The sequence below is a fragment of the Bacillus cereus group sp. MYBKT14-1 genome, assembly GCF_051915185.1.
GTDB lineage: Bacteria > Bacillota > Bacilli > Bacillales > Bacillaceae_G > Bacillus_A > Bacillus_A cereus.
This window is the reverse complement of the sequence record NZ_JBQAEF010000001.1, coordinates 262022-288117: the sequence shown is the minus strand read 5'-3', so window position 1 is coordinate 288117 and position 26096 is coordinate 262022. Positions and strand designations below refer to the sequence as shown.

Here is a 26096-nt window from a genome sequence, read left to right as displayed (position 1 = left end):
AACTATTTATGTCCTTATTGTTTAGATTGCTTAATTGTTAATTATATTAACCTTTTAACAAAAAAATCACACCATCTGCAGCGTAAATCGAAATTTATCTACCTGCGAGCGGTGCTGATTTCTGAAGGACTATCGTTTATAATTATAAATAATTATTTTGAATCTACAACCGACAATTTACGTATGAAATGTCGTTTAAACAACAATATAATACCAATATGTTGTTTAAGTATAGAAAATTAAACGAGGGGAAATAAAAATGTCTATTAAAAATACAAATGATCCACGTGTAAAACGGACGAGACAACTCATACAGGATGCTTTTGTCGCTTTAGTAGGCGAAAAAGGTTTTGAAAATGTTACTGTTCAACATATCGCAGAACGCGCTCCTGTAAACCGCGCTACATTTTATAGCCATTACCACGATAAATATGACTTACTAGACAAAAGCATTGAAGAAATGTTAGAAAAGCTAACTGAAGTAATTAAACCGAGAAATAGAAATAAAGAAGATTTACAACTAACATTTGATTCGCCACATCCAAGTTTTTTGGCCTTGTTCGAACATATTGCAGAAAACACTAACTTCTATAACGTCATGCTTGGTGATAAAGCTGCTGGAAACTATACGTATAAGATGATGAAAGCAATTCAAACGCATTTAACATTAAGCCTCTCTATTTCACAACCTAACGATGAAAAACTAATGGTTCCACGCGATATTCTCATTAGTTATGTTACTGGTGCCCACCTAGGAATGATTATGTCATGGCTAAAAAGAGGGATGATATATACCCCGCATTTTATGGCGATGCAATTAACTCGTTTAATTATTTTAGGGGCTCATACTGCTGCAGGATTAGAAAGGCCTTTTTAAAACATAAAAAAGCGAAGGAGAAGCTCCTTCGCTTTTTCTATTAATTAAATGTAATGTTATGTACAGCCTCTTTATCAAGACGTTTAATAACTTCTACAATTAACTTCACTGCATTTTCATAATCATCACGATGTAACATTGCCGCATGAGAATGGATATAGCGCGTTGCAATTGTAATTGCCATAGAAGGAATACCATTTACAGCAATGTGAATCGCACCCGCATCCGTTCCTCCGCCTGCTACTGAATCATATTGATACGGGATTTGTAATTCATCAGCAACATCAACTACGAAATCACGTAAACCTGTATGTCCAATAACAGAAGCATCATATAAAATGATTTGTGGTCCATCGCCCATTTTACTTTGTGCTTCTTTTGACGTTACACCCGGTGTATCTCCAGCGATACCAACATCTACTGCGAACGCGATATCTGGTTTAATATAATTCGCAGATGTTTTTGCGCCACGAAGACCAACTTCTTCTTGTACAGTTCCAACGCCATATACAACGTTTGGATGCTTTTCATCTTTTAATTGTTTTAATACATCAATTGCAATTGCACAACCGATTCGGTTATCCCATGCTTTTGCAAGTAACATTTTTTCATTCTTCATCACTTGGAATTCAAAGTAAGGTACAACTTGATCTCCTGGTCGTACGCCCCACTCCATCGCTTCTTCTTGGCTAGAAGCACCGATATCGATGAACATGTCTTTAATTTCAACTGGCTTTTTACGAGCTTCTGGAGGTAAAATGTGCGGTGGTTTTGAACCAATTACACCTGTTACATCTCCTTTACGCGTTACAATCGTCACGCGTTGCGCAAGCATAACTTGTGACCACCAGCCACCAACCGTTTGGAAGCGAAGGAAACCTTTGTCATCGATTTGTGTAATCATAAATCCAACTTCATCTAAATGACCTGCAACCATAATTTTCGGGCCGTTTTCTTCCCCTACTTTTTTCGCAACTAAACTCCCTAAATTATCAGTAGAAAGTTCGTCCGCAAACGGCTCAATATATTTCTTCATTACTTCACGTGGTTCACGCTCATTACCAGCAATACCACGTGCATCTGTTAATTCTTTTAGCATTGTCAATGTCGCGTCTAATTTTGTCATTGCCAACACCCTCCTTTTTCTTCAGTCAATTCATTATACAATAATTAAATTGAAATATTCAAAAATTAAATTAGTATCCTTGTGTTTGACGCTGATGATTTACTTCATTTTTATCTAAATATGCTTTTTCAATCTCTTCTTGTTCAAATTCAAGTGCTTGTCCAAGTCGAAGATAGCTCGTAAATAATTCAATATAGTTTGTAATAGATGGTTGATCTGTAAAACGAATTACTTTCGCATATGTGTCTAAGAAAATTTCCACTTGTGTTTTATTCGTCTGTGCACATTTATAGAATAGGAAGTTTTTATCAATACCTAAATCAATTCCGATTGATAAAATAAAATGCAAACCATCTACGTATTCTTCTAATATTACTTCACGTTCTGATGCTGGTTTGTTGCTCCAATATTTAAAACAACGTGTTTCATTTGCAAGTTCTCCAATTTCTACAAGAAGAGCTAACATTTTTTCTTTTAACAATTTTTTCGGTTGTAAGTCATGTTCTTTTGCAATACGGTCATCTAATTCTTTTTGTAATTTAAATAGTTGTAGTAAGTCCATTCTATTGTCCTCCTCCAACATCGCATTTTACGCAACAATGTTGTTTCATCTCAAAGTTCATTATTATGTTTCAGTTCTTATGAATAAGTCAGCTATCTAACTCTTTATAAAATAGCTTGTCCTTAATTTACAAATACGTTTCAGTCATCGCTCTTAAATTGTTCATCTGATGAAAGTTCCATATCATCTTTCCATTATAGCAGTGTCGTTTCAGCTAGGAAAGATACTCTTCTTTCCAAACGAGCAGAATTGAAAAAAGCCAGGAGTATTCTCCTGACTTCATATGTATATTCTTCTATACTGCTATAACTTTTATATTGATTTTGTCATATTGATAACAACATAGCCGTTAATCTTTAGAATTTCTTTCACTTCTAACTTCTATTTGAATACAAATAAAAAAACCTTAGAAGAAAATTCTTCTAAGGTTTCAACTAATTAATTAGTTAATGTTGTTTTTTGCAACTGTTGCTAATTCAGCGAAAGCTTTTTCATCATGAACAGCTAAGTCAGCAAGCATCTTGCGGTTAACTTCGATGCCAGCATTTTTAAGACCGTGCATTAAGCGGCTGTAAGAAAGACCATTCATACGAGCTGCTGCGTTGATACGTGTAATCCATAATTTACGGAAGTCACGTTTCTTTTGACGGCGGTCACGGAATGCATACATTAGAGATTTCATAACCTGTTGGTTAGCAACCTTGAATAATGTATTTTTTGAACCGTAGTAACCTTTTGCTAATTTAATTACTTTTTTACGACGTTGACGAGTAACTGTACCACCTTTTACTCTTGGCATAATATTACCTCCTAATTGTTCTATATATCAGCCGAACTTATTTTAAGTTGTCAAGCATTTGACGAATGCGTTTGAAGTCACCAGCGCTTACTACACCAGCTTTACGTAGTTTACGTTTAGCTTTTGTAGATTTGTTAGCGAATAAATGGCTTGTGTAAGCGTGAGAACGTTTCAGTTTACCTGATCCAGTCTTTTTGAAACGCTTTGCAGCGCCGCGATGAGTTTTTTGTTTAGGCATAGGTATTTCCTCCTCTATCTATTACTTATCGTTTTTCGGTGCTAAAACTAAGAACATACTGCGTCCTTCCATTTTAGGCTTAGATTCAACTGTGCTAACTTCAGCACAAGCTTCTGAGAAGCGATCTAAAACACGTTGACCGATTTCTTTATGAGTAATGGCACGTCCTTTAAAGCGAATTGATGCTTTAACCTTGTCGCCTTTCTCTAAAAACTTGATAGCATTACGAAGTTTTGTGTTAAAGTCGTGTTCATCAATTGTTGGACTTAAACGAACTTCTTTCATGCTAATTACTTTTTGATTTTTGCGCTGCTCTTTTTCTTTCTTCTGTTGCTCAAAGCGGAATTTACCGTAGTCCATAATGCGGCATACTGGCGGTTTCGCATTTGGAGCAACTAATACTAAATCAAGATTAAGATTTGCAGCTAAGTCTAAAGCGTCATTACGAGACTTGATTCCAAGTTGATCGCCATTTGCGCCAACTAAACGTACTTCACGTGCACGAATTTGCTCGTTAATCATCATATCCTTGCTAATAGTAAGCCACCTCCAAGGTTTTCTCAGAACATATTTTGTAGTCATAGAACCCGAACAAAAAAAGTGCGGGCATACGACACCCACACTTGTAAAATCTTAAGTAAGAAATACATTTACCTGTTAACTGCGAATGCGTCCATCAGGTGAGAAGCGGGTGCTTCTACTTGTTCCACAAAACAATATTCTATTATCCTTGATGAGTTTATCATAGGACATGACGTCTGTCAAGAAGACGCGATGTGTTTTACTAACAACAAGAAATATTGTAACAAACAACTAACATACTTGCAATACTTTTTTATGATAAGTGTTACATGGTTATTTTTTCTAATTTCCCTCAAGTATATTACATAAAAAAGCCGCGGTATACCGCGGCTTTTTCTTATCGTTTTCCTTCTACTTTAATCATGTCAACAAAAGCATCTAATGCGATTGTTTCTGATTTTTGTTCACCATATTTACGTACGTTTACGCCGTTTTCAGTTACTTCATTGTCACCTACTACAAGCATGTACGGAATTTTTTGCATTTGTGCTTCACGGATTTTGTAACCGATCTTCTCTTCACGAGTGTCTAATTCAACACGGATACCAGCACGACGCAATTCGTCTTGTACTTTCTTCGCATAGTCTAAATGTACTTGCGGAGAAACTGGAATTACTTGTACTTGAACTGGAGCTAACCATGTTGGGAATGCACCTTTGTATTCTTCAATTAAGAAGGCTACAAAACGTTCCATAGTTGATACAACACCACGGTGAATTACAACTGGACGATGTTGTTTACCGTCTTCACCAACGTATGATAATTCAAAGCGTTCTGGAAGCAAGAAGTCTAATTGTACAGTTGAAAGTGTTTCGTCTTTTCCAAGAGCAGTACGAACTTGAACGTCAAGTTTTGGACCGTAGAATGCCGCTTCACCTTCAGCTTCATAGTAATCAAGACCCATTTCATCCATAGCTTCTTTTAACATACCTTGTGCTTTTTCCCACATCTCATCATCCGCATAATACTTTTTAGTATCTGCTGGGTCGCGGTAAGATAGACGGAATGAGTAGTTCTCTAAACCGAAATCTTTGTACACTTCTAGAGTTAAGTTTACAACACGTTTTAACTCTTCTTTAATTTGATCTGGACGAACGAAAATATGCGCATCGTTTAAAGTCATTCCGCGTACACGTTGTAATCCAGATAACGCACCTGACATTTCATAACGGTGCATTGTTCCAAGTTCCGCAATACGGATTGGTAATTCACGGTAGCTGTGAATATCATTTTTATAAACCATCATATGATGAGGACAGTTCATTGGACGAAGAACTAATTCTTCGTTATCCATTTCCATTGATGGGAACATGCCATCACGATAGTGGTTCCAGTGACCAGAAGTTTCATAAAGCTCTCTGCTTCCTAGTACTGGAGTATATACGTGATCATAGCCTAAGCTTGCTTCTTTATCAACGATATAACGCTCGATAATACGACGAATTGTTGCACCCTTTGGTAACCAAAGTGGTAAACCTTGTCCTACTTTTTGGCTATTAGTAAATAGTTTTAATTCTTTACCTAATTTACGGTGATCGCGCTCTTTCGCTTCTTCAAGCATACGTAAGTGCTCATCTAATTCCGCTTTTTTAACGAATGCAGTACCGTAAATACGTTGTAGCATTTTATTATTGCTATCGCCGCGCCAGTAAGCACCTGCAACGCTTAATAATTTAAACACTTTAATTTTCCCTGTAGATGGAAGGTGAACACCACGACAAAGGTCGAAGAATTCGCCTTGCTCATAGATTGAAATAACTGCATCTTCTGGAAGATCGTTAATTAAATCTAATTTTAACTCATCGCCGATTTCTTCAAAGCGACGAATTGCTTCTGCACGTGGTACTTCATGACGAACGATTTCCAAGTTCTCGTTCACGATTTTTTGCATTTCTTTTTCGATTTTCTTGAAGTCTTCAACTGTAATTGCTTCTTCCATATCAATATCGTAGTAGAAGCCATTTTCAATTACTGGACCAATGCCGAGCTCAACCTTAACATCTTTATATAAACGTTTTAACGCTTGTGCTAAAAGGTGGGCTGTTGAATGGCGTAAAATATATAGGCCATCTTCAGAATCTAATGTAATGATAGAAACTGCACCATCTTCTTCGATTGGTGTAACAAGATCGATCATCTCATCGTTTAATTTTCCAGCTACAGCTTTTTTCTTTAAGCCTGGGCTAATAGAAGCTGCGATTTCTTCAGTTGTTACGCCTTTTGGAAACTCCTTCACAGCTCCATCAGGGAAAGTAATTTTAACTACATCTGCCATCACTGGTCACTCCTCTTTTTCTCAAAATAAAAAACACTCATCCCGTAAAAAGGGACGAGTGTTGAATTCGTGGTTCCACCCTTGTTCCAATTAACATAATTGTTAATTGCTCAAGTTCAACATAACGGTGTTGTCCGTTAGCAATTACTAGAAAAACCGTTCACTGCTAAAGTTTAGAGGTGGTAAGTAATAATCCCGTACTAGGAAGCTCACACCCTAAGGCTTCCCTCTCTGAAAATCGTAGAAAACTACTCATGTCCTCATCATGACATTTCAATATATTTCATTTATGTAGGTAATTATATGCTCAAAAACTTAGAAAATCAAGGGCGTTACCTTTATTTTTTAAATTTTTCACATTGCGCTCAAAATCATGTAATCCATGTAATTGGACCCGTTCTTGGAACACATTTCGCAAAGTAATTATCATATTATGGTCTTGTTCTTTCGTATATAAATAAATCTTTTTGGGCGAAATAGAAAGAAGCGGCGCAATTACTTTCGTATCAATATATACATCATTTTGCTTTAATAATTCCTCATCTATATATTGGACCAACTTCTCCTGTTTTAAACGTCTACCTTTATCATCATAAAAGATAAAGCTTTCATCAAAAATAAGATGCATGCAAGACAAACGTGATTTACGGCTACTTACTTGTTGCCGAAGCGTCTCAATGAACATTTGGTATTCTTGCTCCATCTTATATTCATCAATTGCCACTTCCGCAAGTTTAGCCACCATTTCCCTATATGTACGAAGACGAAAACGGATATATGATGAAAACGAGAATGAGAGCGGATCACAAAGCCAATTATTTAAAGAAGACTTAATATATGACTCAAATGCGTTACGCGTTAAATCCTGAGCTACACCTTTTCTTCTTCCCTTTAAAATCTCATGTGCCATATGCAATATTTGATGACACTCTTCTTGTTCTTCATAAAAAAACTTTTCTTTTAAAATCGTATAAATCCACTCATTTTGTTTCACATTCACAATGAAATACACCATTACTGGCAATAAGATCTTTTCAATATAATTCGATTCACGTACTGGTATGTGAATCACCACTTTTTGTTCCTGTAAATACACACTCGTTTCCTTATATAATACTTCCGCTCTTTTCAGCAATTGTCTATATACGTGCATAGCATCATTTTTTTCTTCGAAGCAAATTTCAATCACTTTTGTCCCCCCTTTTATCCCCGCTCTAAAGGACTGTATCTATACGTTACAAATCCTATAAGAGTCCGTTCCGCGTGAAGTTCACTCTTAGTAGAATTACATTTCCTATCGTTAGAAAATCCACTCAATATGGCTTGCTAATTTTATATATATTAAGGGAGGGAGAAAAAAATGATACAAGCTACTATGAATTTTTATTGTATACTTTACTTATCAATAAAATGAGGTATCAGAATGTTTGAATATAAATTCGTAAAAGTCGAATTACATTGGGGGTTCACTCGCTCAAAACCAGCTGAAGACTACCAAGAAATTATTCAAGAACATGCTAGAAATGGCTGGAGGTTCGTACAGATTGTTGCCCCTACGATTGGCAGTTCTGGACAACCTGAATATTTCGACCTCATATTTGAAAAGAAAATATCACTATAATACAAAAGAGCAAGCTTCTCAGCTTGCTCTTTTACTTATGACGACGGTTTTTCCCACCAATCGGAATTGGTTTCGCTAAATATTTAATTCGTTCCATAATACGTGCTGCCTTCATTTCTTCAGCCTCGCCACGCTGCGTATACGTTAAATGGTGTTCCAGTTGTTTAAAATCAAAATTAGACGTAAAGAACGTCGGTAAGTTTTCTAACATACGGAATTGTAAGATTGCACCGAGTACATCGTCACGGACAAAGCTTGACATCGCTTCTGCCCCGATATCATCTAACATTAAAACTTGTACGCGTTTAACCGCATCAATCTTCTCACCAATCGAATTATCTTGAATTGAACTTTTAATTTCACGTAAAAATTCCGGGAAGTATACGAGCATCGAACTTATTTTCTTTCGAGCAAGCTCGTTCGCTATTGCTCCTAACAAATACGTTTTTCCTACACCAAATTTACCGTACAAATATAAACCTTGTGCTTTTTTACCTGGTTCATATGTACTTAAAAATTCATTCGCTGCACCAATCGCATCGATACGTGCATTTAAATCAGAAGGATCTAAGTTTTCCATAGTTGCCTGTAAAATATCCGTTGGCATATATACACTTTGAACAAGTTTTTCATATTTCTTTCTCTCGTCATGCGCTACTTTTCTAACGCAGCGATCGTATTGAATATCAATCATCTTCCCTTGAATAACAAGCTTTGGCTCGTACCCTTGTAGCATATTTTTACATGAGCCTAAATCCGGACAATCCACGCAACCTACACTTTGTCCAATATATTCATATAACTTCACAAGACTGCGCTCAATCATAGAAGTCGTTACTTCACCCTTATGTTCATCTATAAATTCTTTCACACGCGGATGCGCCATTACTTCTGCCTTTAATACTTCATATCTATTTTTAAAGTTTTCATTTTCCATTAATTTTGCAAATGAATTTTGAATATGCTCCATTTTCTCACCTCAAAGAGCGTTCATTCTCTTCTATTAATCACGCTTATATTTTTTTAACACTTCTTCTAGTCGTTTTCGTTCATCTTCTAGCATACTTGCATCTTTTTCTACACTTACATCTTTCTTCACTGTTTCTTTCTCTTGTTCTTTCGGCTCTTCTTCCTTAAGCCAATCTGGCACCATTTCTTTCCGCACCGTTTTCTTCGCCGTACGGCCTTTTTTCTTCGTCTCAGCCCACTCTTGATATTGACGGTTCTCTTCTTTCGCTAACGCCATCGCGTCCGCTACTGTACCGACCTTTTTACGTGCCCAATGCCCAGCAATCTTCTCGACATACGTTTTCGCAAGTTTCATATCTGAGCGTAGCATAACGTAATAAATAAGTACATTCACAACTCCTGGTGTCAATTTTTGATTAATCATGACATCTTCAACGATCTGCAAGTCCGCTTTCGTTGCCTCTGCACCACCAGAAATCTCTTTCAATAGTTGTTTTGGTGAGATTTCCTCTAGCTGCTTTATTAGCATCTCCTCTTGCGATGAAGGCTCTTTCTCTTTCATCGTACGTGCAGCATGAGGCTGTACTCTTTCACTTAATACCGGTAATGCTTGACCATTTTCAAATTGATACCAATCGCGCGCTCCTTTTCTAAGCCTTTCCATATCAATTGTTTGCATCTCTGTCACTGCACCAAGAACGATATTTTGCATCGATAACACATCTACACCATACACGTAAGCAAGTGTTATAACGCAGTCTCTCACTTGATCTGTAATCGCCTTTTTAGGAACAAGAGCGGACAATCCATCTACAAATAAAGAGAAATCAAAGAAATCATTCCAAACTTTCGGAGCGTCTCCCTTCTCGTTACTTGGCATAGTTGTCGTTTTTGGAATACGAAGGTCTTCTTGCGCATGCTCAAGCTGTCCTGGATTAAACGAACCAAACACATCATTGAAAGAACGCGTAACATTTTCATAAGAAGCAAAATCAAATTCTTCTTCTAAGAAATATTGCTTTACTTGATTATATTTTGTCCTGCTCAATCGATTGTATAAAAAGATACTTAAAACAATATCATCAAAAAACTGCTTCGGAGATAAAGGTGGTTGCAACTCATATATGAACATTCGAATATCTTTTTCTTTCTTAATATATACCTTCAAAAGCCCAATTGCCTCTAACTTTACTCGTTCCTCATATACTTCAGGAAGTTGCATTTGCATAGTCACCATAAGGGAATGATGCGTATTCTCTTTTCCAAATACACGATCTTGCTCAAGCTCTCCCCATAGTGTCATGTATAAGCTAAAAGCTCTACTACCTATTAACGGCTGATACAACATCGTTAACACTTTTCGGTCGTAATTGTGCAGTAGTCCTTTCGCACTTACTTTATAACGATCAATCGGCAATAGCTCCATCCATGACTGTTTTTCCATTCTTGCTTTTCCTTTCTCTCATCCAATCTATCCTCTACTTCATTCGTTCTATCTTCATTATATAAATTCTTAGTGAAAAAGAGCTATTAGCTTGCGCTTCTAGCTCTCTTATCCTATTACTTACGGTATGTAAAGAGAATAAAATACAACTTCTACTCTCTTTCTTTTTGCAGTATATCTTTTAATTCTTCAATAAATACATTTAAATCTTTAAATTGACGATATACAGAAGCAAAACGTACGTAAGCAACATCATCAATATCGCGAAGTTCTTCCATAACAATTTCACCAATCATATCACTTTTCACTTCTGATATACCTAAATTACGCAGTTCACGTTCCACGCTTTGTGTTACTTCTTCTAATTGTCTTAAAGATACTGGTCTTTTTTCACACGCTTTAATTAAACCGCGTAAAATCTTTTCTTTATTAAACTCTTCTCGTGTGCCTTCTTTTTTTACAACGATAAGAGGTGACTCTTCTACCCTTTCAAAGGTCGTAAAGCGACTTAAGCAGCTTTCACACTCTCTCCTTCTTCGAATAGAGCGCCCCTCGTCTACCGGACGCGAATCTAACACTCTTGTACCATTATGAGAACAGGATGGACAACGCAATTCATTCACTCCTTTACACTATACTCTTTATTTTTCTCTACTCACTTCACCTAAAATATATATACAATATTATATAACTCATTCTAACTCTCTTACCACTTTAAGTTCCAGCGCATAACTTTATCATCTCATCCTTAAAAATAAGATGGTATATAGGGCACTACCTCATTTGCAAGAGTCCAATTTATTCAACTAACGAGTACGTTATATTTTCTCTTTTTTATAAACTAAAAAAGAGGTGCATTATACACCTCTTTACATTTTAAATCAATTATGTTCTTTTTTAAAGAGCTTTTGTTTCTCTCTGCTTAATTTCGAAGCTACCAGTGCCTCGAGGAAGCTCGATGCTCTCACGCGTTTTCGCGTTTAAACCTTCTGCAATATATTCTGCAGCAACATTTGGATCAATACGATCCCCACAAGTATAAACATCAATACTCGCGTAACCGTGCTCCGGAAAGCTATGAATTGTTAAATGTGATTCCGAGATAATTACTACTCCACTTACACCTTGTGGTGCAAATTTATGGAAAGCAACCTCACGCACTTCAGCACCAGCTCTTAGTGCTGCATCCACAAATAATTGTTCAATATACGGCATGTCATTAAGCTTGTCGAAATCGCAATCCCAAAGTTCAGCGATCACGTGACGACCCATCGTATCCATAGTATCCATTCTACAGTTCCCCCTTGTAAATTTATTCTAACTGTTCGAATTGAAAACTAATTTGCAATTTGGCTTGCTCCACTACCACGGGGGAAAGTTAGTCCAGAGAGGTCCTAACCCTTTAAGTAGTGACTACGTACCTCAGCTCTTAAGTTTACGAGTGTTAGTATACTTTGTTTATTTTCATTTTGCAACAACAGTTTTTTCGATTTTCTGTCATATTTTCCTCTTTACTTTTCCCTAAAAAAAAGAAATGATTCACAAATACAGTAACCCCAACGTTTCGTGGTATGTCCACTTTCAAAAATATACTCCTATAATTTTTTTCCTTTTCAGAAAAAAATAAAAAAAAGAGGGCAAATATTCCACTTGCCCTCTCCCTTATTCACTTAAATATGTTGCACATTTTCTTGCTTCGCTAATTCGTCAACAACTAACGTTACAAGATCTACAACACGACGAGAGTAGCCCCACTCGTTATCATACCAAGCAAGCACTTTCACTTTACGATCACCCATTACCATTGTAGATAAACCATCAATGATAGCTGAGTGTGTATTTGTATTAAAGTCAATAGATACTAAAGGCTCTTCGCTGAATTCTACAATACCTTTTAACGCACCGTTTGCAACAGTTTTGAATGCATCGTTAATAGCTTCAACTGTCACATCGCGTTTTACATCTACTACTAAATCAACAAGAGACACGTTTGGTGTTGGTACACGAAGTGCCATACCATGAAGTTTTCCGTTTAAATGTGGAAGAACTTTTGCTAGCGCTTTCGCAGCACCTGTCGTTGTCGGAATGATTGATTGTCCGCAAGCACGTGCTCTTCTTAAATCTTTATGTGGGTTATCAATATTTTTTTGGTCATTTGTATAAGCGTGAACTGTCGTCATTAAACCGTTTTCAATTCCAAACTGCTCATCTAACACCTTCACAACAGGCGCTAAACAATTTGTTGTACAAGATGCATTTGAAATAACAGTATGTTTTGTAATATCTAATTGGTCTTCGTTCACACCAACTACAATTGTTACATCTTCATTTTTACCAGGCGCTGTTAAAATAACTTTTTTCGCTCCAGCTTCAACGTGAAGAATTGCTTTTTCTTTTGAATTAAATTTACCAGTTGCTTCAATTACAACTTCAACACCTAAATCTGTCCAAGGCAATTCCTTTGGATCGCGGTTGTTTAAAAGGCGAATCATTTTTCCATCAACTAATAAGTGATCTTCAAATGCTTCTACTGTTCCGTCAAACTTGCCATGAACTGTATCATATTTAATTAAGTGTGCTAACGTTTCAGATGGATAGCTTGCATTGATTGCTACAATTTCGAATGCGCTTTCTTTTATTGCTTGACGAAATACCATTCTCCCAATACGTCCAAATCCATTAATTGCCACACGAGTCATAATATGTTATCCCCCTTGAATGCGTTATACTATTTATCTCCAATCCCAATAATAGTATAACACAAAAAGGAGATATGTCACTAAGCATTTTCATTAATTTCACAATTTTTTAGTCAATAATGTTCCACTTCTTTAAAATTACCTGCAATTGTGTTTTCGTTTCCATAATTGTGCCATCATTATTTATCACTTCATCTGCATTTTTCACTTTTTCTTCTAACGACATTTGAGATTGAATACGAGCTGTTGCTTCTTCTTCTGAAAAGTTATTTCGTTTCATTAAACGCTCTAATTGCGTATGCGGCTTAACCGCTACAACTAAAACGCGGTCAACGAGACTTGTTAATTTGCTTTCAAATAAGAGAGGAATATCTAACACAACCGCTTGCATACCTTCTTTTATGTACATTTCCTTTTGCCTATTCATTTCCTCACGCACTGCAGGATGAACAATTTTATTTAACTGCAATCGTTTTTCTTCATTATAGAAAACGACACTTCCTAGTTTTGGACGATCTAGTTCTCCATCTTCTTGTAATACTTCCGTTCCAAATACTTCTATTATTTTGTTATATGCTGGTTTTCCTCGCTCTACAACTTCTCGTGCAATAATATCTGCATCAATAACTGGTATGCTCAGTTCACGAAACATTTGAGATACTGTACTTTTTCCGCTTGCAATGCCTCCTGTTAATCCAATTACTACTGTCATCATATAATCCTCCTCATAATAAAAGGCGCGAAACTAATGTTCCACGCCCATACTTACATTTTCCAAATTCCAATAATAATGAGTAATACTCCAGGCAGGAATGTAAATTTTTGTAACCACTTCATATTCGATAAAACCGTTCCAAGTTTCATTCCAATAAATAAAAACAAGGAACTCATAATTGCAACTAATATCGCCATCATAGCAGGTGCATACCCTAATAAAGACGCACCAATTCCAGCACCGAATGAATCTACAGAAAGAGCGATACCAAGAAGCAATGCTTCTCCTGCAGAAATGGTGCCTGATTTATCGAAATCTGCTACAGTCGGTTTCCGTAAAATTTGAATTACTAACCCAAGCGAGGCAATCTCTAATTTCCAGACCTTCTCCTCTTGCTTCGGTTCTTCTTTTTTCTCACTTCGAAAAAATTGATATAATACCCAAATCCCTATTCCAATAAGAACAAGCCCACCGATACGCGTTGCGATAACAGGTGAAAATACTTTCGCGATCATATGTCCAATTCCCATTGAAACAAGCATAACAGCCGCTGAACACATTCCGATAATTATAATTGATCTTAGTGGAATTCTTACGCTTCTTAAACCATATGTTAGCCCTACACTACAGCTATCTAAGCTTAATGTAAAAGCTAATAAAATAAGAGATAAATAAAGGTACATCGGTAAGCTCCTCCCTTATACATAGCTCTGCTGTATGTATATGACAAATGCCTATCCGATGTTATCTCTTTTCTATATTCTAGGCTGACAAATTGGGCAGTAATGCGTTCCTCGCCCGCCAACAACTGTTTTTTCTAATATCGTGCCACAAGTTACGCACGGCTCTCCTTTTTTCCCATATACATTTAGGAGTTCTTGGAACGAACCAATTTGCCCTTGTGAGTTGATATACGTCCGAATTGTACTTCCGCCACGCTTTACTGCTTCGCCTAGCGTTGTAACGGTAGCCTCATAAATTCGCTCAATTTCTTCTACTGTTAAAGACGAAGCTTCTCGTTCTGGATGAATTTGAGAACGGAATAAAACTTCATCTACATATATATTTCCAAGCCCTACTAAAAGACGCTGGTCCAGTAGCACAACTTTTATTTTACGATTTGTCTTTTGTAACCTTTCTTGTAAATACTGCGGTGTCATTTCAGCATCAAATGGCTCCGGACCTAAGTCAGCAAGAGGCATTTGGTTCATTTCTTCACCTTTCTTAAAGAGATGCATCGTACCAAACTTTCTCACATCTTTATAATGTAATTCCGTTCCATCTGTAAATAAGAAACGGACGTGCGTATGTTTATCAATCGGCTCATCCTCTTGATGTAATAAAAACTTACCTTCCATACGCAAATGTGAAACAATGACATAATTCGTTACATATAAAAGCAAAAACTTTCCTCTTCGCTTTATATTTTCAATCTTCTCGCCTTTTAGCATTTCTTTAAAGATTTCTGCATCATCCGGTCGTTTCACTATTTTTGGATAAGTAACAATAACATCTTCAATCGTTTTTCCTGTTACAAGATTTTCAAGTGTCCGTCTGACGTTTTCAACCTCTGGTAATTCAGGCATTTCATCACTTCCTTATTTTGCGTCGTACCAAGTTGGACCGTAAGAATAATCAACTTTCAGCGGAACTGCAAGTTCAATTGCATGCTCCATTACTTCTGGTACAAGCTGCTCTAATTTTTCAATTTCTTCTTTTGGTGCCTCAAATATTAATTCATCGTGTACTTGCAATAGAAGACGAGCTTGTAATCCTTCTTCTTCTAAACGATCTGCCATAATAATCATCGCTTTTTTTATAATATCTGCTGCAGTACCTTGAATTGGTGTATTCATAGCTGTACGCTCAGCAAAGCTACGCAAGTTAAAATTACGACTCGTAATTTCCGGAATGTAACGGCGACGATTTAATAAGGTAGCCACATATCCTTTTTGCTTCGCATCTTTTACGATGTCATCCATGTATTCTTGTACACCAGGGAAACTTTCTAAATACTTTTCAATAAATTCCGCTGCTGCTTTTCTTGTAATTCCTAAGTTTTGTGAAAGACCATAATCACTAATACCATACACAATTCCGAAGTTAACAGCTTTCGCTTGTCGTCTCATATTTGAAGTTACTTCATCTTTTTCAACGCCAAATACATCCATAGCTGTTTTCGTATGAATATCCATGTCATGTTGGAACGCTTCAACTAGCCCTTTATCATTTGCAATATGAGCTAATACACGTAGTTCGATTTGTGAATAATCAGCCGCATACATAATCCATCCTTCTTCTGATGGAACGAATGCCTGACGAATCTTTCTTCCTTCTTCTAATCGAATCGGGATATTTTGCAAGTTTGGATCCGTTGAACTTAATCGACCTGTTTGCGTTAATACTTGATTGAAGCGAGTATGAATTTTAGATGAATCTTCATGTACAACTTTTAATAAACCTTCAATATAAGTTGAATTGAGTTTCCCTAATTGACGGTAATGTAAAATGTTTGGAATAATTTCATGGTGATTCATAAGCTTGTCTAGTACATCAGCTGACGTAGAATAACCTGTTTTCGTCTTCTTAATAACCGGTAAGTTTAAATTCTCAAACAGAATCACACCAAGCTGCTTCGGTGAATTAATATTAAACTCTGTTCCCGCAAGCTTATAGATTTCCTGTTCCATTTCCTTTAATCTACCCGCAAGTTCTTCTCCCATATTACGAAGACGCTCTGTATCAACTTTTACACCCTTTACTTCCATATCAGCTAATACACGTGCAAGCGGCAATTCTAACTCTGTAAACAGTTCATATTGCTCATTCTTCTTTAACTCTTCAACGAATGTTTGCTTTACATCATATAATACATGCACTTTACGAGCCACATGCTCCGCGACTACCTTTAACTCTGGAACAGCACGTTTCGCACCTTTTCCGTAAACTTCTTCATCTGATTTCACAGCATGCGTTTCTTTCATTTTCGCTACAGTACGGAAATCTTTATCTGTATCAGCCGGGTCAAGTAAATAAGCAGCGATTAATAGATCAAAGTCAATCCCTTGCATATCTATCCCATTCCATTTCAGTGCAACGATTGCACGCTTCGCATCAAATGTATGCTTTCTCATCTCTCCATCTGCAAGCCACTCTTTAAAAGCATCTGACTTAAGAGCAATGTCTGTCTGAATAAAGTAACATCCATTTTCATTTTGAATACCGAAACCTTGAATGTCTGCTTTATGATAGTTATCTTCTTGTACTTCAACGATAAGCGCACTATCTTGCTGAAGCATTTCTTCTGTAACTTCTTCCACAATATCAAATGTAATATCATCTAATTCAGCTGGAGCTGTTTCTTCTGGCGTAACGCCTAATTTATTTAAAAGAGATGTAAATCCTAAACTCTCGAACATTGGAATGACATCACTTGCTTCATATCCTTTATACGCCATATCATCCACATGAACTGTAATCGGCGCATCTGTAATAATAGTTGCAAGATCCTTACTCATAAGAGCTTGTTCTTTATTTTCTTCCAGTTTTTCTTTTAATTTCTTCCCACTTACTTGATCTATATTTTCATACACCGCTTCAACCGTTCCAAACTGTGTTAACAATTTAATTGCCGTTTTTTCACCAACTCCTGGTACACCCGGTATATTATCTGACTGGTCTCCCATTAAACCTTTCATATCGATAATTTGCTTTGGTGATAAGCTGTATTTTTCAAATAAAGCTTCTTTCGTATATTCATCCACTTCTGTAATCCCTTTTCGCGGAATACATACAAGCGTGTTATCAGAAACAAGTTGAAGTAAATCTTTATCTCCTGAAATAACTTTTACACTTGCCCCTTGCTCACTCGCTTCTTTCGCTAACGTTCCCATGATGTCATCCGCTTCATAATTTTCTAATTCATAACGCGGTACATTGAACGCATCCAGCATCTCACGAATAAACGGGAACTGCTCTGATAATTCAGGTGGAGTCTTTTGACGTCCTCCTTTATACTCACTATACGTTTTATGACGGAACGTTGTTTTGCCTGCATCAAACGCCACTAACATATGAGTTGGCTTTTCTTCCTCTAATATTCTCATTAACATCATTGTAAAACCGTAAATTGCGTTCGTATGTATACCTTTGTCGTTATTTAAAAGCGGTAGTGCAAAGAAAGCACGATACGCGATATTATTACCATCTACTAATACGACCTTTTTTTCCAAAATTGAAACCTCCCCATACAAATTTGAAATGATTTTTTTCACAGAAAAAAACCGTTCCTTTCCTCTCTCTATATTAACATGACTAATAGAGAGAAGAAAAATAACGGCTATTTTCTTTCATATATAAAACAGACTTATATTGGCATAAAGGGAAGTGACGAGAACAGCTTAACTATTCTCGTCCAAAATTACTCCTTGGATGAAGGGGTTTTCATGTATTATATTAACAGAGCTTTATTAATATTTAATTAAGCCATTGTTAATATATTGTAAACATCCTTCATCCTATTTTTCAGTTGCTGATTTCGGTAAAACAACTGTAAACGTTGTCCCTTCTCCAACTTCACTATCTACTGTAATCGTACCTTGATGCGCCTCAACTAAATGCTTTACGATCGACAATCCAAGGCCGGTACCACCAGTATTTCTACTTCTTGCTTTATCCACCCGGTAGAAACGTTCAAAAATACGCGGAATTTCCTCTTTACTAATACCAATTCCAGTATCCGATACTTTTATATAAGCATTATATTTATCTTCCGCTAACTCTACTGAAACAACGCCTCCAGCCGGTGTATATACGATTGCGTTATTAATTAAATTAATAAAGATTTGTTTCAAACGACTTGGATCTCCAATAACAGAGGCACGTTTTAATACATTAACTTGTAAAGAGATTTCTTTTTCTCCTGCTTTATTATCAAGTACCATATGAATATCTTCAAGCAGCCCCTTCATATCAACGGTTCCCATATTTAATTTAAATCCTTGTTGTTCGATCTTCGACAAATCTAATAAATCTTCAATTAATCCTTGCATGCGCTCACTTTCTTTTAAAATAATGTGCAAGAAATGTTCGCAGAATTTTTTATTATCCATCGCTCCGTCTAAGAGTGTTTCTGAAAAACCTTTAATAGAAGTAATCGGTGTCTTTAATTCATGAGAAACATTCGCTAAAAAGTCTTTTCTCATTTGTTCTAATTTCTTTAACTCTGTTATGTCATGGAATACGAGAACAATCCCTTTCCATTCATGGTTTGTCCCGATAATCGGCGCTCCATATACTTCGAAATGCTTCCGTTCAATTCCAAGTGGCAATAACATTTGTTTACGCACTTTCACTTCTGTCATAAAGATTTCTTCTACAAGCTCAATAATTTCTGTATGATGAAACGATTCATAATATAAGCGATCTAAATATTCTTCATCTGTTACGTGGAAAGTTTCCTTATAAGAGCGGTTTACAAGGTTTATATATCCTCGGCTATCAATTAAAATCATTCCGCTTCCCATATTTTCAATTAACGTATGCAGACGATCTTGCTGCATTTCTTGTTCAAGTGTCATCTCTTGTAAATTTCGAGCTAAAATATTAATCGCTTTACTCAGCATCCCTGTTTCATCCGAATGACTTTCGTATGCACGTGCTTTATAATTGCCCTTTGCCAATTCAATTGCAACTTTCGTAACCGATTCAATTGGCCTAATATATTGCCCTGTAATTTTCATACCTAAAAATACAACTACGAGACAAGCAATGACAAATCCGATAATTAATAATCCCCACGTTTTTTGATGTACGTCTCTTAAAGGATCAATTATACTTTTCACCAAAATGTATCCTTGTTTTCCTTCTACATCTTGAACGAACACCGCATGATAAAATTCATTCTTTCGATCCGTTTCTTTCGTAATCACTTTACTTCGTTGTTTTGCCACTTCCGAAGAAAGTTCTTTAATCGTCTCTGGACTAAATGCCAATTCTTGTCCTTTTCTATATTGAACTTTCTTTTTTTCATCCAAAAATACGATAGAAGCTGGTATTTTTTCTTCTAACTTTTCAAATACGTATGGGTTTTTTAAGACATTATCAAAACCTTGCTCTTCTGCTAACGTCGCAACATACTCTGTCTCTTTTACCATTCTCTCTTTAGCATGATCTATATAGTAGTTTTCAAACACAGTTTCTAGTAATAAACCTAGTCCAACTAAAATAAATACAATAAGAGAAACAAATGTAAAAAGAAGCCTGGAACGAAATTTATTCATTCCCTTTTGGCTCCTCTAATTTATATCCTAAACCACGTATCGTTTTAATGTACGTCGGTTTTTTCGTATTTTGTTCAATTTTATCGCGCAAATGGCTAATATGAACATCAACAATTCGTGTATCACCAGCAAAATCGTAATTCCATACAGCACTTAGTAATTGATCACGTGTCAACACGCGACTTTTATTTTTCGCAAGATACACAAGTAGTTCAAATTCTTTTGGTGTTAATTCAAGCTTTCTTCCTTGGAAATAAGCCTCATAAAATTCCGGTAAAATTTTAAGTTCTGCAATTGTGATGCTATCTTCATCTGGCGCTTCTGCAACTTGTTCTTCTTGTTGTAATTTCGTACGACGCAAAATCGCCTTCACACGAGCAACAACTTCTCTTGGACTAAATGGCTTTGTCATATAATCATCCGCCCCAAGTTCAAGGCCTAGCACCTTATCAAACTCATCATCTTTTGCCGTTAACATTAAAATCGGCGTCATAACGCGCTGCAATCGTAATTCTTTACACACTTCCATACCATCCATTTTCGGAAGCATTAAATCTAATATAATTAAATCTGGGCGTTCTGTTGTCGCTTTTTGAAGCGCCATTTCTCCATCCATCGCTGTTATAACTTCAAACCCAGCTTGTTGTAAATTAAATTCGATTAAAGTTAAGATAAATTCCTCATCATCAACTACTAAAATACGATTGTTCATTCTTTTCCTCCAAGTTATAGACTTGAAACCTTCTTCATCCTAGTATTTTCCCCGTTATTCTCATCATACTAGAAAACAAGGTCCCTCTCAATATAATTGTCTATTCATGGAGATCGTTTGTGTAGAATTGAGAAAATAGAAGTAATTACAATTCACCTGCAACTACACAGGATTTTGCCAAACTTTATAGATTGCTCTCTCTTCTTTAAAGCTCACTTCCGTATGAACTATAAAATCTTAATTTTATGCTAGGAAAAACGAAAGAGCATACGCTATTTTATAATCTGGTGTTTCATATCTATCAAATACTCTCCCGTACATTCCATTCGCAACCCGGTCTGCTCACACTTCAGCTTCTCTTACCGTTTCAAAGATCACGTCTTCTCTTTTCCACCTTACCTAAAAAACCACTCCTTTAATTGACTTCAATTACCGATGATTATATTATTAATCTTAATATATAAATTAATAATATACGGAGGTCTATTATGCGACTAATACTATCCATTCTATCTTTAGCAGTCACATGTATCCTTGCTTTTAACGCTCCGAGCTGGGATACGATTAAAACGGGGTGCTCAGAATTTGCTGAAGGGTTCAAAGAAGGGTTCTTCAACTAAAAATAGCGCTAGCATCCTTATGAAAGGTATGCTAGCGCTATTCATATTTTCATCTTTTAAAAATTATCTAATGCTTTTTCCATAATAGAAACAGATTTAAAAGGTGGCGTTACTGTTAATGAACCTTTCACAACAGTTTCTCCTTTTTCATCATGAGCAGATACAAGCATATCAATTGTATGTTCCTCCTCAGAAACAGCCACAACTTCAAAGTGGATTTGTAACGTTTCATAATGGTGAACATGTTTCACGAATGTAAGGTCCTTTCTCGTAATATGACTTCCTGGACCCGGTAAATATTTCGTAACCGCCGTTGTAATCATTCCCGTTAGCATAATGCTTGGTACAATCGGCTTTTCATACGGAGTTTGGGATGCGTAATCATGCTGAATATATAATGGATTGGCATCATTCGTTAACCCTAAGTACAATAACAAATCTTTATCCTCAATTTTTTCAGTGATAGATAATTTCTCTCCTACTGTAATTTCATCCATTTTACGACCAATTTGAACTTTTTTCTTTAACATGTTACAACCCCCTCCGATTTTTTCACCTTATTATCCTACTAAAAGCGATACCTTATCCGAAATTTACTATGATGAGGGCAATGTATAGTATAAATCTACAGTTTCATTATAGGATATTACAAATGATAGCGTTTTCATATTATTTCAAAAAAACAATTCGGTAAATAGTAGAAAAAGATTCGGAATCCCGAATCTTTTTCACTACTATTCAATTATTAAACAAGAACTTTCATTACATTACGTACAGATTCTACAGAGCGATCTAACGCTTCTTTTTCATCTGCAAGAAGTTCTAATTCAATAATTTTTTCAATTCCGTTACCACCTAGAATTACTGGTACCCCTAAGTAAAGGTCACTATAACCATACTCACCTTCAAGGTACGCAATAGCTGGTAATATACGGCGTTGATCTTTTAAGATTGCTTCTGTCATTTCAACTAAAGAAGCTGCTGGTGCGTAATATGCACTACCGTTTCCTAATAAGCCTACAATCTCACCGCCACCTTTACGTGTACGTTCTACGATTGCTTCTAAACGCTCTTTTGGAATTAACGTTTCTAACGGAATACCGCCTGCATAAGAATAACGCACAAGAGGTACCATGTCGTCACCGTGTCCGCCAAGAACAAATCCTGTAATGTCTTTTACAGAAAGATTTAATTCTTGTGCGATGAATGTACGGAAACGAGCTGTATCTAATACACCCGATTGGCCGATTACACGCTCTTTCGGGAATCCTGCTTCTTTAAATACAGAATATGTCATTGCATCAACTGGATTTGTTAACACAACAATAATTGCATTTGGTGAATGTTTTGCAATGTCGCGCGTAATACTTTTCATAATTTTAGAGTTTGTTGCTACTAAGTCATCACGGCTCATACCAGGCTTACGTGCAATACCTGCTGTAATAACGACAACGTCAGAATCAGCAGTATCTGCGTAATCAGATGTTCCAATAATGTTAGCATCAAAACCTTGTACTGGGCTCGCTTCTAACATATCTAACGCTTTCCCTTTTGTTGGATTTTCCAGTTGTGGAATGTCCACTAATACAACATCTGCAAGTTCTTTTTGTGCTAATAAGAATGCCGTTGTTGCTCCTGTAAATCCTGCACCGATGACTGAAACCTTCTTGCGTTTGATTGTCATAATTTACCCCCCCGCTTTAATTATGCGTTTTTGATTATCGCTACATCCATGTTTTTAATAAGTTCATTAGCGAACTCAGAACATTTCACTTCTGTTGCACCTTCCATTAAGCGTGCGAAATCATAAGTTACTACTTTTGAAGCAATTGTTTTCTCAACAGAAGCAGTTACTAATTTCGCAGCTTCGTTCCATCCTAAGTGTTCTAATAATAATACACCTGAAAGAAGAACAGAAGATGGGTTTACTTTATCTAAACCTGCATATTTTGGAGCTGTACCGTGTGTAGCTTCAAAGATAGCATGTCCAGTCACATAGTTAATGTTTGCACCAGGTGCAATACCAATTCCACCTACTTGTGCAGCAAGTGCATCAGAGATATAGTCACCATTTAAGTTCATTGTTGCAACAACATCGAACTCACGTGGACGAGTTAAAATTTGTTGTAAGAAGATGTCTGCAATAGAATCTTTTACGATGATTTTTCCAGCCACTTCAGCATCTGCCATCGCTTTATTCGCTGCATCTTTACCATCTTTTTCAACGATACGATCGTATTCAGCCCAAGTAAATACTTTGTCGCCGAATTCTTGTTCCGCTACTTCGTAACCCCAGTTTTTGAAAGCACCTTCTGTAAATTTCATAATGTTTCCTTTATGAACTAATGTAACAGAAGAGCGTTTTTCGTTAATTGCATATTGAATTGCAGCACGAACAAGACGCTTTGTCCCTTCTTCTGAAATTGGCTTAATACCAATACCAGATGTTTCTGGGAAGCGGATTTTATTAACACCCATTGCTTCTTTTAAGAAAGCAAGAACTTTTTCTGCTTCTGGAGATCCTTGCGCATATTCAATTCCAGCATAAATGTCTTCTGTATTTTCACGGAAAATAACCATATCAGTATCTTCCGGACGTTTTACAGGTGAAGGAACACCTTCAAAATAACGAACTGGACGTAGACATACATATAAATCTAATTCTTGACGAAGTGCTACGTTTAGAGAACGAATACCACCGCCAACTGGAGTTGTAAGTGGACCTTTAATCGCGATTAAATATTCACGAATTAAGTTTAAAGTTTCTTCTGGTAACCACTCGCCTGTTTGGTTGAATGCTTTTTCCCCTGCAAGCACTTCTTTCCAAACGATTTTCTTCTCACCATCATAAGCTTTTTCAACTGCTGCTTCTAGTACGCGAGATGCAGCTGCCCAAATATCAGGACCAATTCCATCTCCCTCGATAAATGGAATAATCGGATTGTTTGGTACATTCATAACACCATTAGTTACAGTAATTTTTTCACCTGTCGTCAATGTGATAACCCCCATGTTTGAAATTTCATATGTATGAAACTGAGGGAATAACCCCTCAGTTCAAACCGTTAGTCAAATTAAAATATTCTAATCATTACATCTTTCCGAAAAAATCAGACTTTTGAAAGCGTATTTTCACTATCAAAATAGTGTTATTCGCTTATCGTTGTGCAATTGGAACATACACTTGATGCGTTGGTCCATTATAATCAGCACGCGGACGAATTAAACGGTTGTTTTCATATTGTTCTAGAATATGAGCTAACCAGCCTGACATACGGCTAATTGCAAAAATAGGTGTAAATAAGTCATGGTCAATTCCTAAACAATGGTATACAGAAGCTGAATAGAAATCAACATTTGGTGGAAGACCTTTTTCTTTTGTTACAATGTCTTCAATTTTGATAGACATATTATACCATTTCTCTTCTCCTAAAAGCACGCATAATCTCTTAGACATTTCACGTAAGTGTTTTGCACGTGGATCACCCTGCTCATACACACGGTGGCCAAAGCCCATGATTTTCACTTTATTTTGAAGAGCATTATGAATATATGACTCTACATTTTCTTCTTCACCAATCTCAGTTAACATCTTCATTACATTTTCATTTGCCCCACCGTGAAGAGGACCTTTTAATGCACCGATTGCTGCTGTAATACCAGAATATACATCTGAAAGTGTAGCTACGCAAACACGTGCAGTAAATGTAGAAGCGTTTAACTCATGATCTGCATGAAGTACAAGCGCCTTATCAAAAGCTTCAATTTCAACTTCATTTGGCTCGCGATCATTTAACATGTACAAGAAGTTTGCAGCTAATGATAAATCCTTTCTTGGCTCAACAATATCTAAACCTTTACGGATTCTCGCGTAAGCAGCAACTAAAGTTCCCACTTGCGCCTGTAATTTAACCGCTTTCAAATAATTGGACTTTTCGTCCATAATTTCAGCGCTCTCATCGTATAATGATAGCATGGAAATTGCAGTTCGTAAAACAGACATCGGATGTGCAATTTTTAAATCTACTTGTTTCAAATATGTTAAAATCTCACCTGGAACTTTATAGTATTCTGATACAATTTCATTAAATTCCGCTAGTTCTTTTTCATTAGGAAGCTTGCGGTGCCATAATAAGTACACTACTTCTTCAAACGTAGCATTCTCAGCTAAATCATCAATATTATACCCAACATAAGTTAATGTATCATCAATAATAGAGCTCACAGATGATGTTGTTGCTACTACCCCTTCTAAACCTCGAATAACAGTCATGACATTCTCTCCTTTTCCTGAAAATTCTCCCAACCTTGCTCCTTATATCTATTTGCTCCCCTTATGAATTATGAACGCCCGTTCACTCTTTAGGCAAGCAAAATGCACGATCATGCAAATTTGTTGCGATGTTCCCCTCTTATTGTCCATTGTTTACATGGAAAGCATGAGCGTGAATGTCTCCCCGAATCCTCACGCTCAAAACAACAAGTTAGTGAGGAAAATACATTCCGAAGAGTTTTATGATAAAAACAACATAAAACAATATCATTATAAAATTGTTTTATGTTGTTTTTATTTTAT

At 36.4% G+C, this 26096-nt stretch carries 25 protein-coding genes and 2 other annotated features; of the genes, 3 read left to right on the top strand and 22 right to left on the bottom strand.

Annotation, left to right across the window (positions count from 1 at the left end; translation table 11 throughout):
• Positions 1-259: 259 nt before the first annotated feature.
• Positions 260-877 carry a TetR/AcrR family transcriptional regulator gene (locus ACTFO4_RS01625; protein WP_440013230.1) on the top strand — a complete coding sequence of 206 codons (618 nt, stop codon included), beginning with the start codon at positions 260-262 and terminating at the stop codon, positions 875-877.
• Positions 878-917: 40 nt separating this feature from the next.
• On the opposite strand, the gene ACTFO4_RS01620 is transcribed toward ACTFO4_RS01625, so the two are convergent.
• The 7 genes from ACTFO4_RS01620 to ytxC form a co-directional block, all read right to left on the bottom strand.
• Positions 918-2003 carry a M42 family metallopeptidase gene (locus tag ACTFO4_RS01620; RefSeq protein WP_000163555.1) on the bottom strand — a complete coding sequence of 362 codons (1086 nt, stop codon included), beginning with the start codon at positions 2001-2003 and terminating at the stop codon, positions 918-920.
• 70 nt (positions 2004-2073) lie between these two features.
• Positions 2074-2565 (bottom strand): dUTP diphosphatase, encoded by a 492-nt coding sequence (locus ACTFO4_RS01615; protein ID WP_000365050.1) that lies wholly within the window; start codon positions 2563-2565, stop codon positions 2074-2076.
• A gap of 442 nt (positions 2566-3007) precedes the next feature.
• The gene (rplT, locus tag ACTFO4_RS01610) at positions 3008-3364 is read right to left on the bottom strand and encodes a 50S ribosomal protein L20 (protein WP_001138362.1); all 357 of its coding nucleotides are present in this window, start codon (positions 3362-3364) and stop codon (positions 3008-3010) included.
• A 37-nt stretch (positions 3365-3401) separates the two neighbouring features.
• A complete protein-coding gene (gene rpmI, locus ACTFO4_RS01605) occupies positions 3402-3602 on the bottom strand; it encodes a 50S ribosomal protein L35 (protein WP_001125945.1) in 201 nt (66 codons plus the stop codon).
• 21 nt (positions 3603-3623) lie between these two features.
• Positions 3624-4127: a translation initiation factor IF-3 gene (gene infC, locus ACTFO4_RS01600; protein WP_000973215.1), complete on the bottom strand. Its 504-nt coding sequence runs from the start codon at positions 4125-4127 to the stop codon at positions 3624-3626.
• A 63-nt stretch (positions 4128-4190) separates the two neighbouring features.
• Positions 4191-4311 (bottom strand) — a sequence feature (ribosomal protein L20 leader region).
• A 210-nt stretch (positions 4312-4521) separates the two neighbouring features.
• Entirely contained in the window at positions 4522-6459 is a 1938-nt protein-coding gene (gene thrS, locus ACTFO4_RS01595; protein WP_000786083.1) for a threonine--tRNA ligase, read from the bottom strand.
• Between the two features lie 47 nt (positions 6460-6506).
• Positions 6507-6735: a binding site (T-box leader), on the bottom strand.
• A gap of 31 nt (positions 6736-6766) precedes the next feature.
• Entirely contained in the window at positions 6767-7648 is an 882-nt protein-coding gene (gene ytxC / locus ACTFO4_RS01590; protein ID WP_000569628.1) for a putative sporulation protein YtxC, read from the bottom strand.
• Between the two features lie 234 nt (positions 7649-7882).
• Here ytxC and ACTFO4_RS01585 point away from each other — a divergent pair, with 234 nt between their 5' ends.
• The gene (locus ACTFO4_RS01585; RefSeq protein WP_000464458.1) at positions 7883-8080 is read left to right on the top strand and encodes a DUF4177 domain-containing protein; all 198 of its coding nucleotides are present in this window, start codon (positions 7883-7885) and stop codon (positions 8078-8080) included.
• A 31-nt stretch (positions 8081-8111) separates the two neighbouring features.
• Here the strand turns inward: ACTFO4_RS01585 and dnaI are convergent, their stop codons facing one another.
• The 11 genes from dnaI to phoP all read right to left on the bottom strand — a co-directional run bounded on the left by dnaI (position 8112) and on the right by phoP (position 20900).
• On the bottom strand, positions 8112-9050 hold the full coding sequence (gene dnaI / locus ACTFO4_RS01580; protein WP_000400104.1) for a primosomal protein DnaI: 939 nt from the start codon (positions 9048-9050) through the stop codon (positions 8112-8114).
• A 33-nt stretch (positions 9051-9083) separates the two neighbouring features.
• Positions 9084-10493 (bottom strand): replication initiation and membrane attachment family protein, encoded by a 1410-nt coding sequence (locus tag ACTFO4_RS01575; RefSeq protein WP_440013232.1) that lies wholly within the window; start codon positions 10491-10493, stop codon positions 9084-9086.
• Between the two features lie 152 nt (positions 10494-10645).
• Positions 10646-11107 carry a transcriptional regulator NrdR gene (nrdR, locus tag ACTFO4_RS01570; protein WP_001203687.1) on the bottom strand — a complete coding sequence of 154 codons (462 nt, stop codon included), beginning with the start codon at positions 11105-11107 and terminating at the stop codon, positions 10646-10648.
• Positions 11108-11390: 283 nt separating this feature from the next.
• The gene (gene speD, locus ACTFO4_RS01565) at positions 11391-11774 is read right to left on the bottom strand and encodes an adenosylmethionine decarboxylase (protein ID WP_002003660.1); all 384 of its coding nucleotides are present in this window, start codon (positions 11772-11774) and stop codon (positions 11391-11393) included.
• A gap of 389 nt (positions 11775-12163) precedes the next feature.
• A complete protein-coding gene (locus ACTFO4_RS01560) occupies positions 12164-13192 on the bottom strand; it encodes a glyceraldehyde-3-phosphate dehydrogenase (RefSeq protein WP_000198972.1) in 1029 nt (342 codons plus the stop codon).
• A 109-nt stretch (positions 13193-13301) separates the two neighbouring features.
• Positions 13302-13904 (bottom strand): dephospho-CoA kinase, encoded by a 603-nt coding sequence (gene coaE / locus ACTFO4_RS01555; protein WP_000219307.1) that lies wholly within the window; start codon positions 13902-13904, stop codon positions 13302-13304.
• 53 nt (positions 13905-13957) lie between these two features.
• A complete protein-coding gene (gene ytaF / locus ACTFO4_RS01550) occupies positions 13958-14590 on the bottom strand; it encodes a sporulation membrane protein YtaF (protein WP_000281743.1) in 633 nt (210 codons plus the stop codon).
• 72 nt (positions 14591-14662) lie between these two features.
• Entirely contained in the window at positions 14663-15493 is an 831-nt protein-coding gene (gene mutM / locus ACTFO4_RS01545; protein WP_001114478.1) for a DNA-formamidopyrimidine glycosylase, read from the bottom strand.
• Between the two features lie 12 nt (positions 15494-15505).
• On the bottom strand, positions 15506-18139 hold the full coding sequence (gene polA, locus ACTFO4_RS01540; RefSeq protein WP_440013234.1) for a DNA polymerase I: 2634 nt from the start codon (positions 18137-18139) through the stop codon (positions 15506-15508).
• A gap of 285 nt (positions 18140-18424) precedes the next feature.
• On the bottom strand, positions 18425-20188 hold the full coding sequence (gene phoR / locus ACTFO4_RS01535; protein ID WP_001032106.1) for a sensory box histidine kinase PhoR: 1764 nt from the start codon (positions 20186-20188) through the stop codon (positions 18425-18427).
• Complete coding sequence (gene phoP, locus ACTFO4_RS01530; RefSeq protein WP_001065220.1) at positions 20181-20900, bottom strand: two-component system response regulator PhoP; 720 nt, start codon at positions 20898-20900, stop codon at positions 20181-20183. The genes phoR and phoP overlap by 8 nt, the downstream gene beginning before the upstream one ends.
• Positions 20901-21388: 488 nt before the next feature.
• On the opposite strand from phoP, the gene ACTFO4_RS01525 reads away from it, so the two are divergent.
• On the top strand, positions 21389-21520 hold the full coding sequence (locus ACTFO4_RS01525; RefSeq protein ID WP_001237022.1) for a hypothetical protein: 132 nt from the start codon (positions 21389-21391) through the stop codon (positions 21518-21520).
• A 56-nt stretch (positions 21521-21576) separates the two neighbouring features.
• On the opposite strand, the gene ACTFO4_RS01520 is transcribed toward ACTFO4_RS01525, so the two are convergent.
• From ACTFO4_RS01520 to citZ, 4 genes are all read right to left on the bottom strand, one after another.
• Entirely contained in the window at positions 21577-22050 is a 474-nt protein-coding gene (locus ACTFO4_RS01520) for a MaoC family dehydratase (RefSeq protein ID WP_000914180.1), read from the bottom strand.
• A 215-nt stretch (positions 22051-22265) separates the two neighbouring features.
• Entirely contained in the window at positions 22266-23204 is a 939-nt protein-coding gene (mdh, locus tag ACTFO4_RS01515) for a malate dehydrogenase (RefSeq protein ID WP_000153230.1), read from the bottom strand.
• A gap of 20 nt (positions 23205-23224) precedes the next feature.
• Positions 23225-24517, bottom strand: a complete 1293-nt coding sequence (icd, locus tag ACTFO4_RS01510; RefSeq protein ID WP_000206898.1) for an NADP-dependent isocitrate dehydrogenase — start codon at positions 24515-24517, stop codon at positions 23225-23227.
• A gap of 160 nt (positions 24518-24677) precedes the next feature.
• Complete coding sequence (gene citZ / locus ACTFO4_RS01505; RefSeq protein ID WP_000503652.1) at positions 24678-25826, bottom strand: citrate synthase; 1149 nt, start codon at positions 25824-25826, stop codon at positions 24678-24680.
• Between the last annotated feature and the right edge of the window lie 270 nt (positions 25827-26096).

What these genes read in the sequence shown, in the direction of transcription:
- ACTFO4_RS01615 (WP_000365050.1), bottom strand. Translation starts at nt 2,565, where the DNA reads ATGGACTTACTACAACTATTTAAATTACAAAAAGAATTAGATGACCGT.
- speD (WP_002003660.1), bottom strand. Translation starts at nt 11,774, where the DNA reads ATGGATACGATGGGTCGTCACGTGATCGCTGAACTTTGGGATTGCGAT.
- thrS (WP_000786083.1), bottom strand. Translation starts at nt 6,459, where the DNA reads ATGGCAGATGTAGTTAAAATTACTTTCCCTGATGGAGCTGTGAAGGAG.
- ACTFO4_RS01525 (WP_001237022.1), top strand. Translation starts at nt 21,389, where the DNA reads ATGCGACTAATACTATCCATTCTATCTTTAGCAGTCACATGTATCCTT.
- infC (WP_000973215.1), bottom strand. Translation starts at nt 4,127, where the DNA reads ATGATGATTAACGAGCAAATTCGTGCACGTGAAGTACGTTTAGTTGGC.
- ACTFO4_RS01520 (WP_000914180.1), bottom strand. Translation starts at nt 22,050, where the DNA reads ATGTTAAAGAAAAAAGTTCAAATTGGTCGTAAAATGGATGAAATTACA.
- ACTFO4_RS01585 (WP_000464458.1), top strand. Translation starts at nt 7,883, where the DNA reads ATGTTTGAATATAAATTCGTAAAAGTCGAATTACATTGGGGGTTCACT.
- ACTFO4_RS01620 (WP_000163555.1), bottom strand. Translation starts at nt 2,003, where the DNA reads ATGACAAAATTAGACGCGACATTGACAATGCTAAAAGAATTAACAGAT.
- mdh (WP_000153230.1), bottom strand. Translation starts at nt 23,204, where the DNA reads ATGACAATCAAACGCAAGAAGGTTTCAGTCATCGGTGCAGGATTTACA.
- ACTFO4_RS01560 (WP_000198972.1), bottom strand. Translation starts at nt 13,192, where the DNA reads ATGACTCGTGTGGCAATTAATGGATTTGGACGTATTGGGAGAATGGTA.
- mutM (WP_001114478.1), bottom strand. Translation starts at nt 15,493, where the DNA reads ATGCCTGAATTACCAGAGGTTGAAAACGTCAGACGGACACTTGAAAAT.
- ACTFO4_RS01625 (WP_440013230.1), top strand. Translation starts at nt 260, where the DNA reads ATGTCTATTAAAAATACAAATGATCCACGTGTAAAACGGACGAGACAA.
- phoR (WP_001032106.1), bottom strand. Translation starts at nt 20,188, where the DNA reads ATGAATAAATTTCGTTCCAGGCTTCTTTTTACATTTGTTTCTCTTATT.
- ytaF (WP_000281743.1), bottom strand. Translation starts at nt 14,590, where the DNA reads ATGTACCTTTATTTATCTCTTATTTTATTAGCTTTTACATTAAGCTTA.
- dnaI (WP_000400104.1), bottom strand. Translation starts at nt 9,050, where the DNA reads ATGGAGCATATTCAAAATTCATTTGCAAAATTAATGGAAAATGAAAAC.
- phoP (WP_001065220.1), bottom strand. Translation starts at nt 20,900, where the DNA reads ATGAACAATCGTATTTTAGTAGTTGATGATGAGGAATTTATCTTAACT.
- rpmI (WP_001125945.1), bottom strand. Translation starts at nt 3,602, where the DNA reads ATGCCTAAACAAAAAACTCATCGCGGCGCTGCAAAGCGTTTCAAAAAG.
- coaE (WP_000219307.1), bottom strand. Translation starts at nt 13,904, where the DNA reads ATGACAGTAGTAATTGGATTAACAGGAGGCATTGCAAGCGGAAAAAGT.
- rplT (WP_001138362.1), bottom strand. Translation starts at nt 3,364, where the DNA reads ATGCCAAGAGTAAAAGGTGGTACAGTTACTCGTCAACGTCGTAAAAAA.
- ACTFO4_RS01575 (WP_440013232.1), bottom strand. Translation starts at nt 10,493, where the DNA reads ATGGAAAAACAGTCATGGATGGAGCTATTGCCGATTGATCGTTATAAA.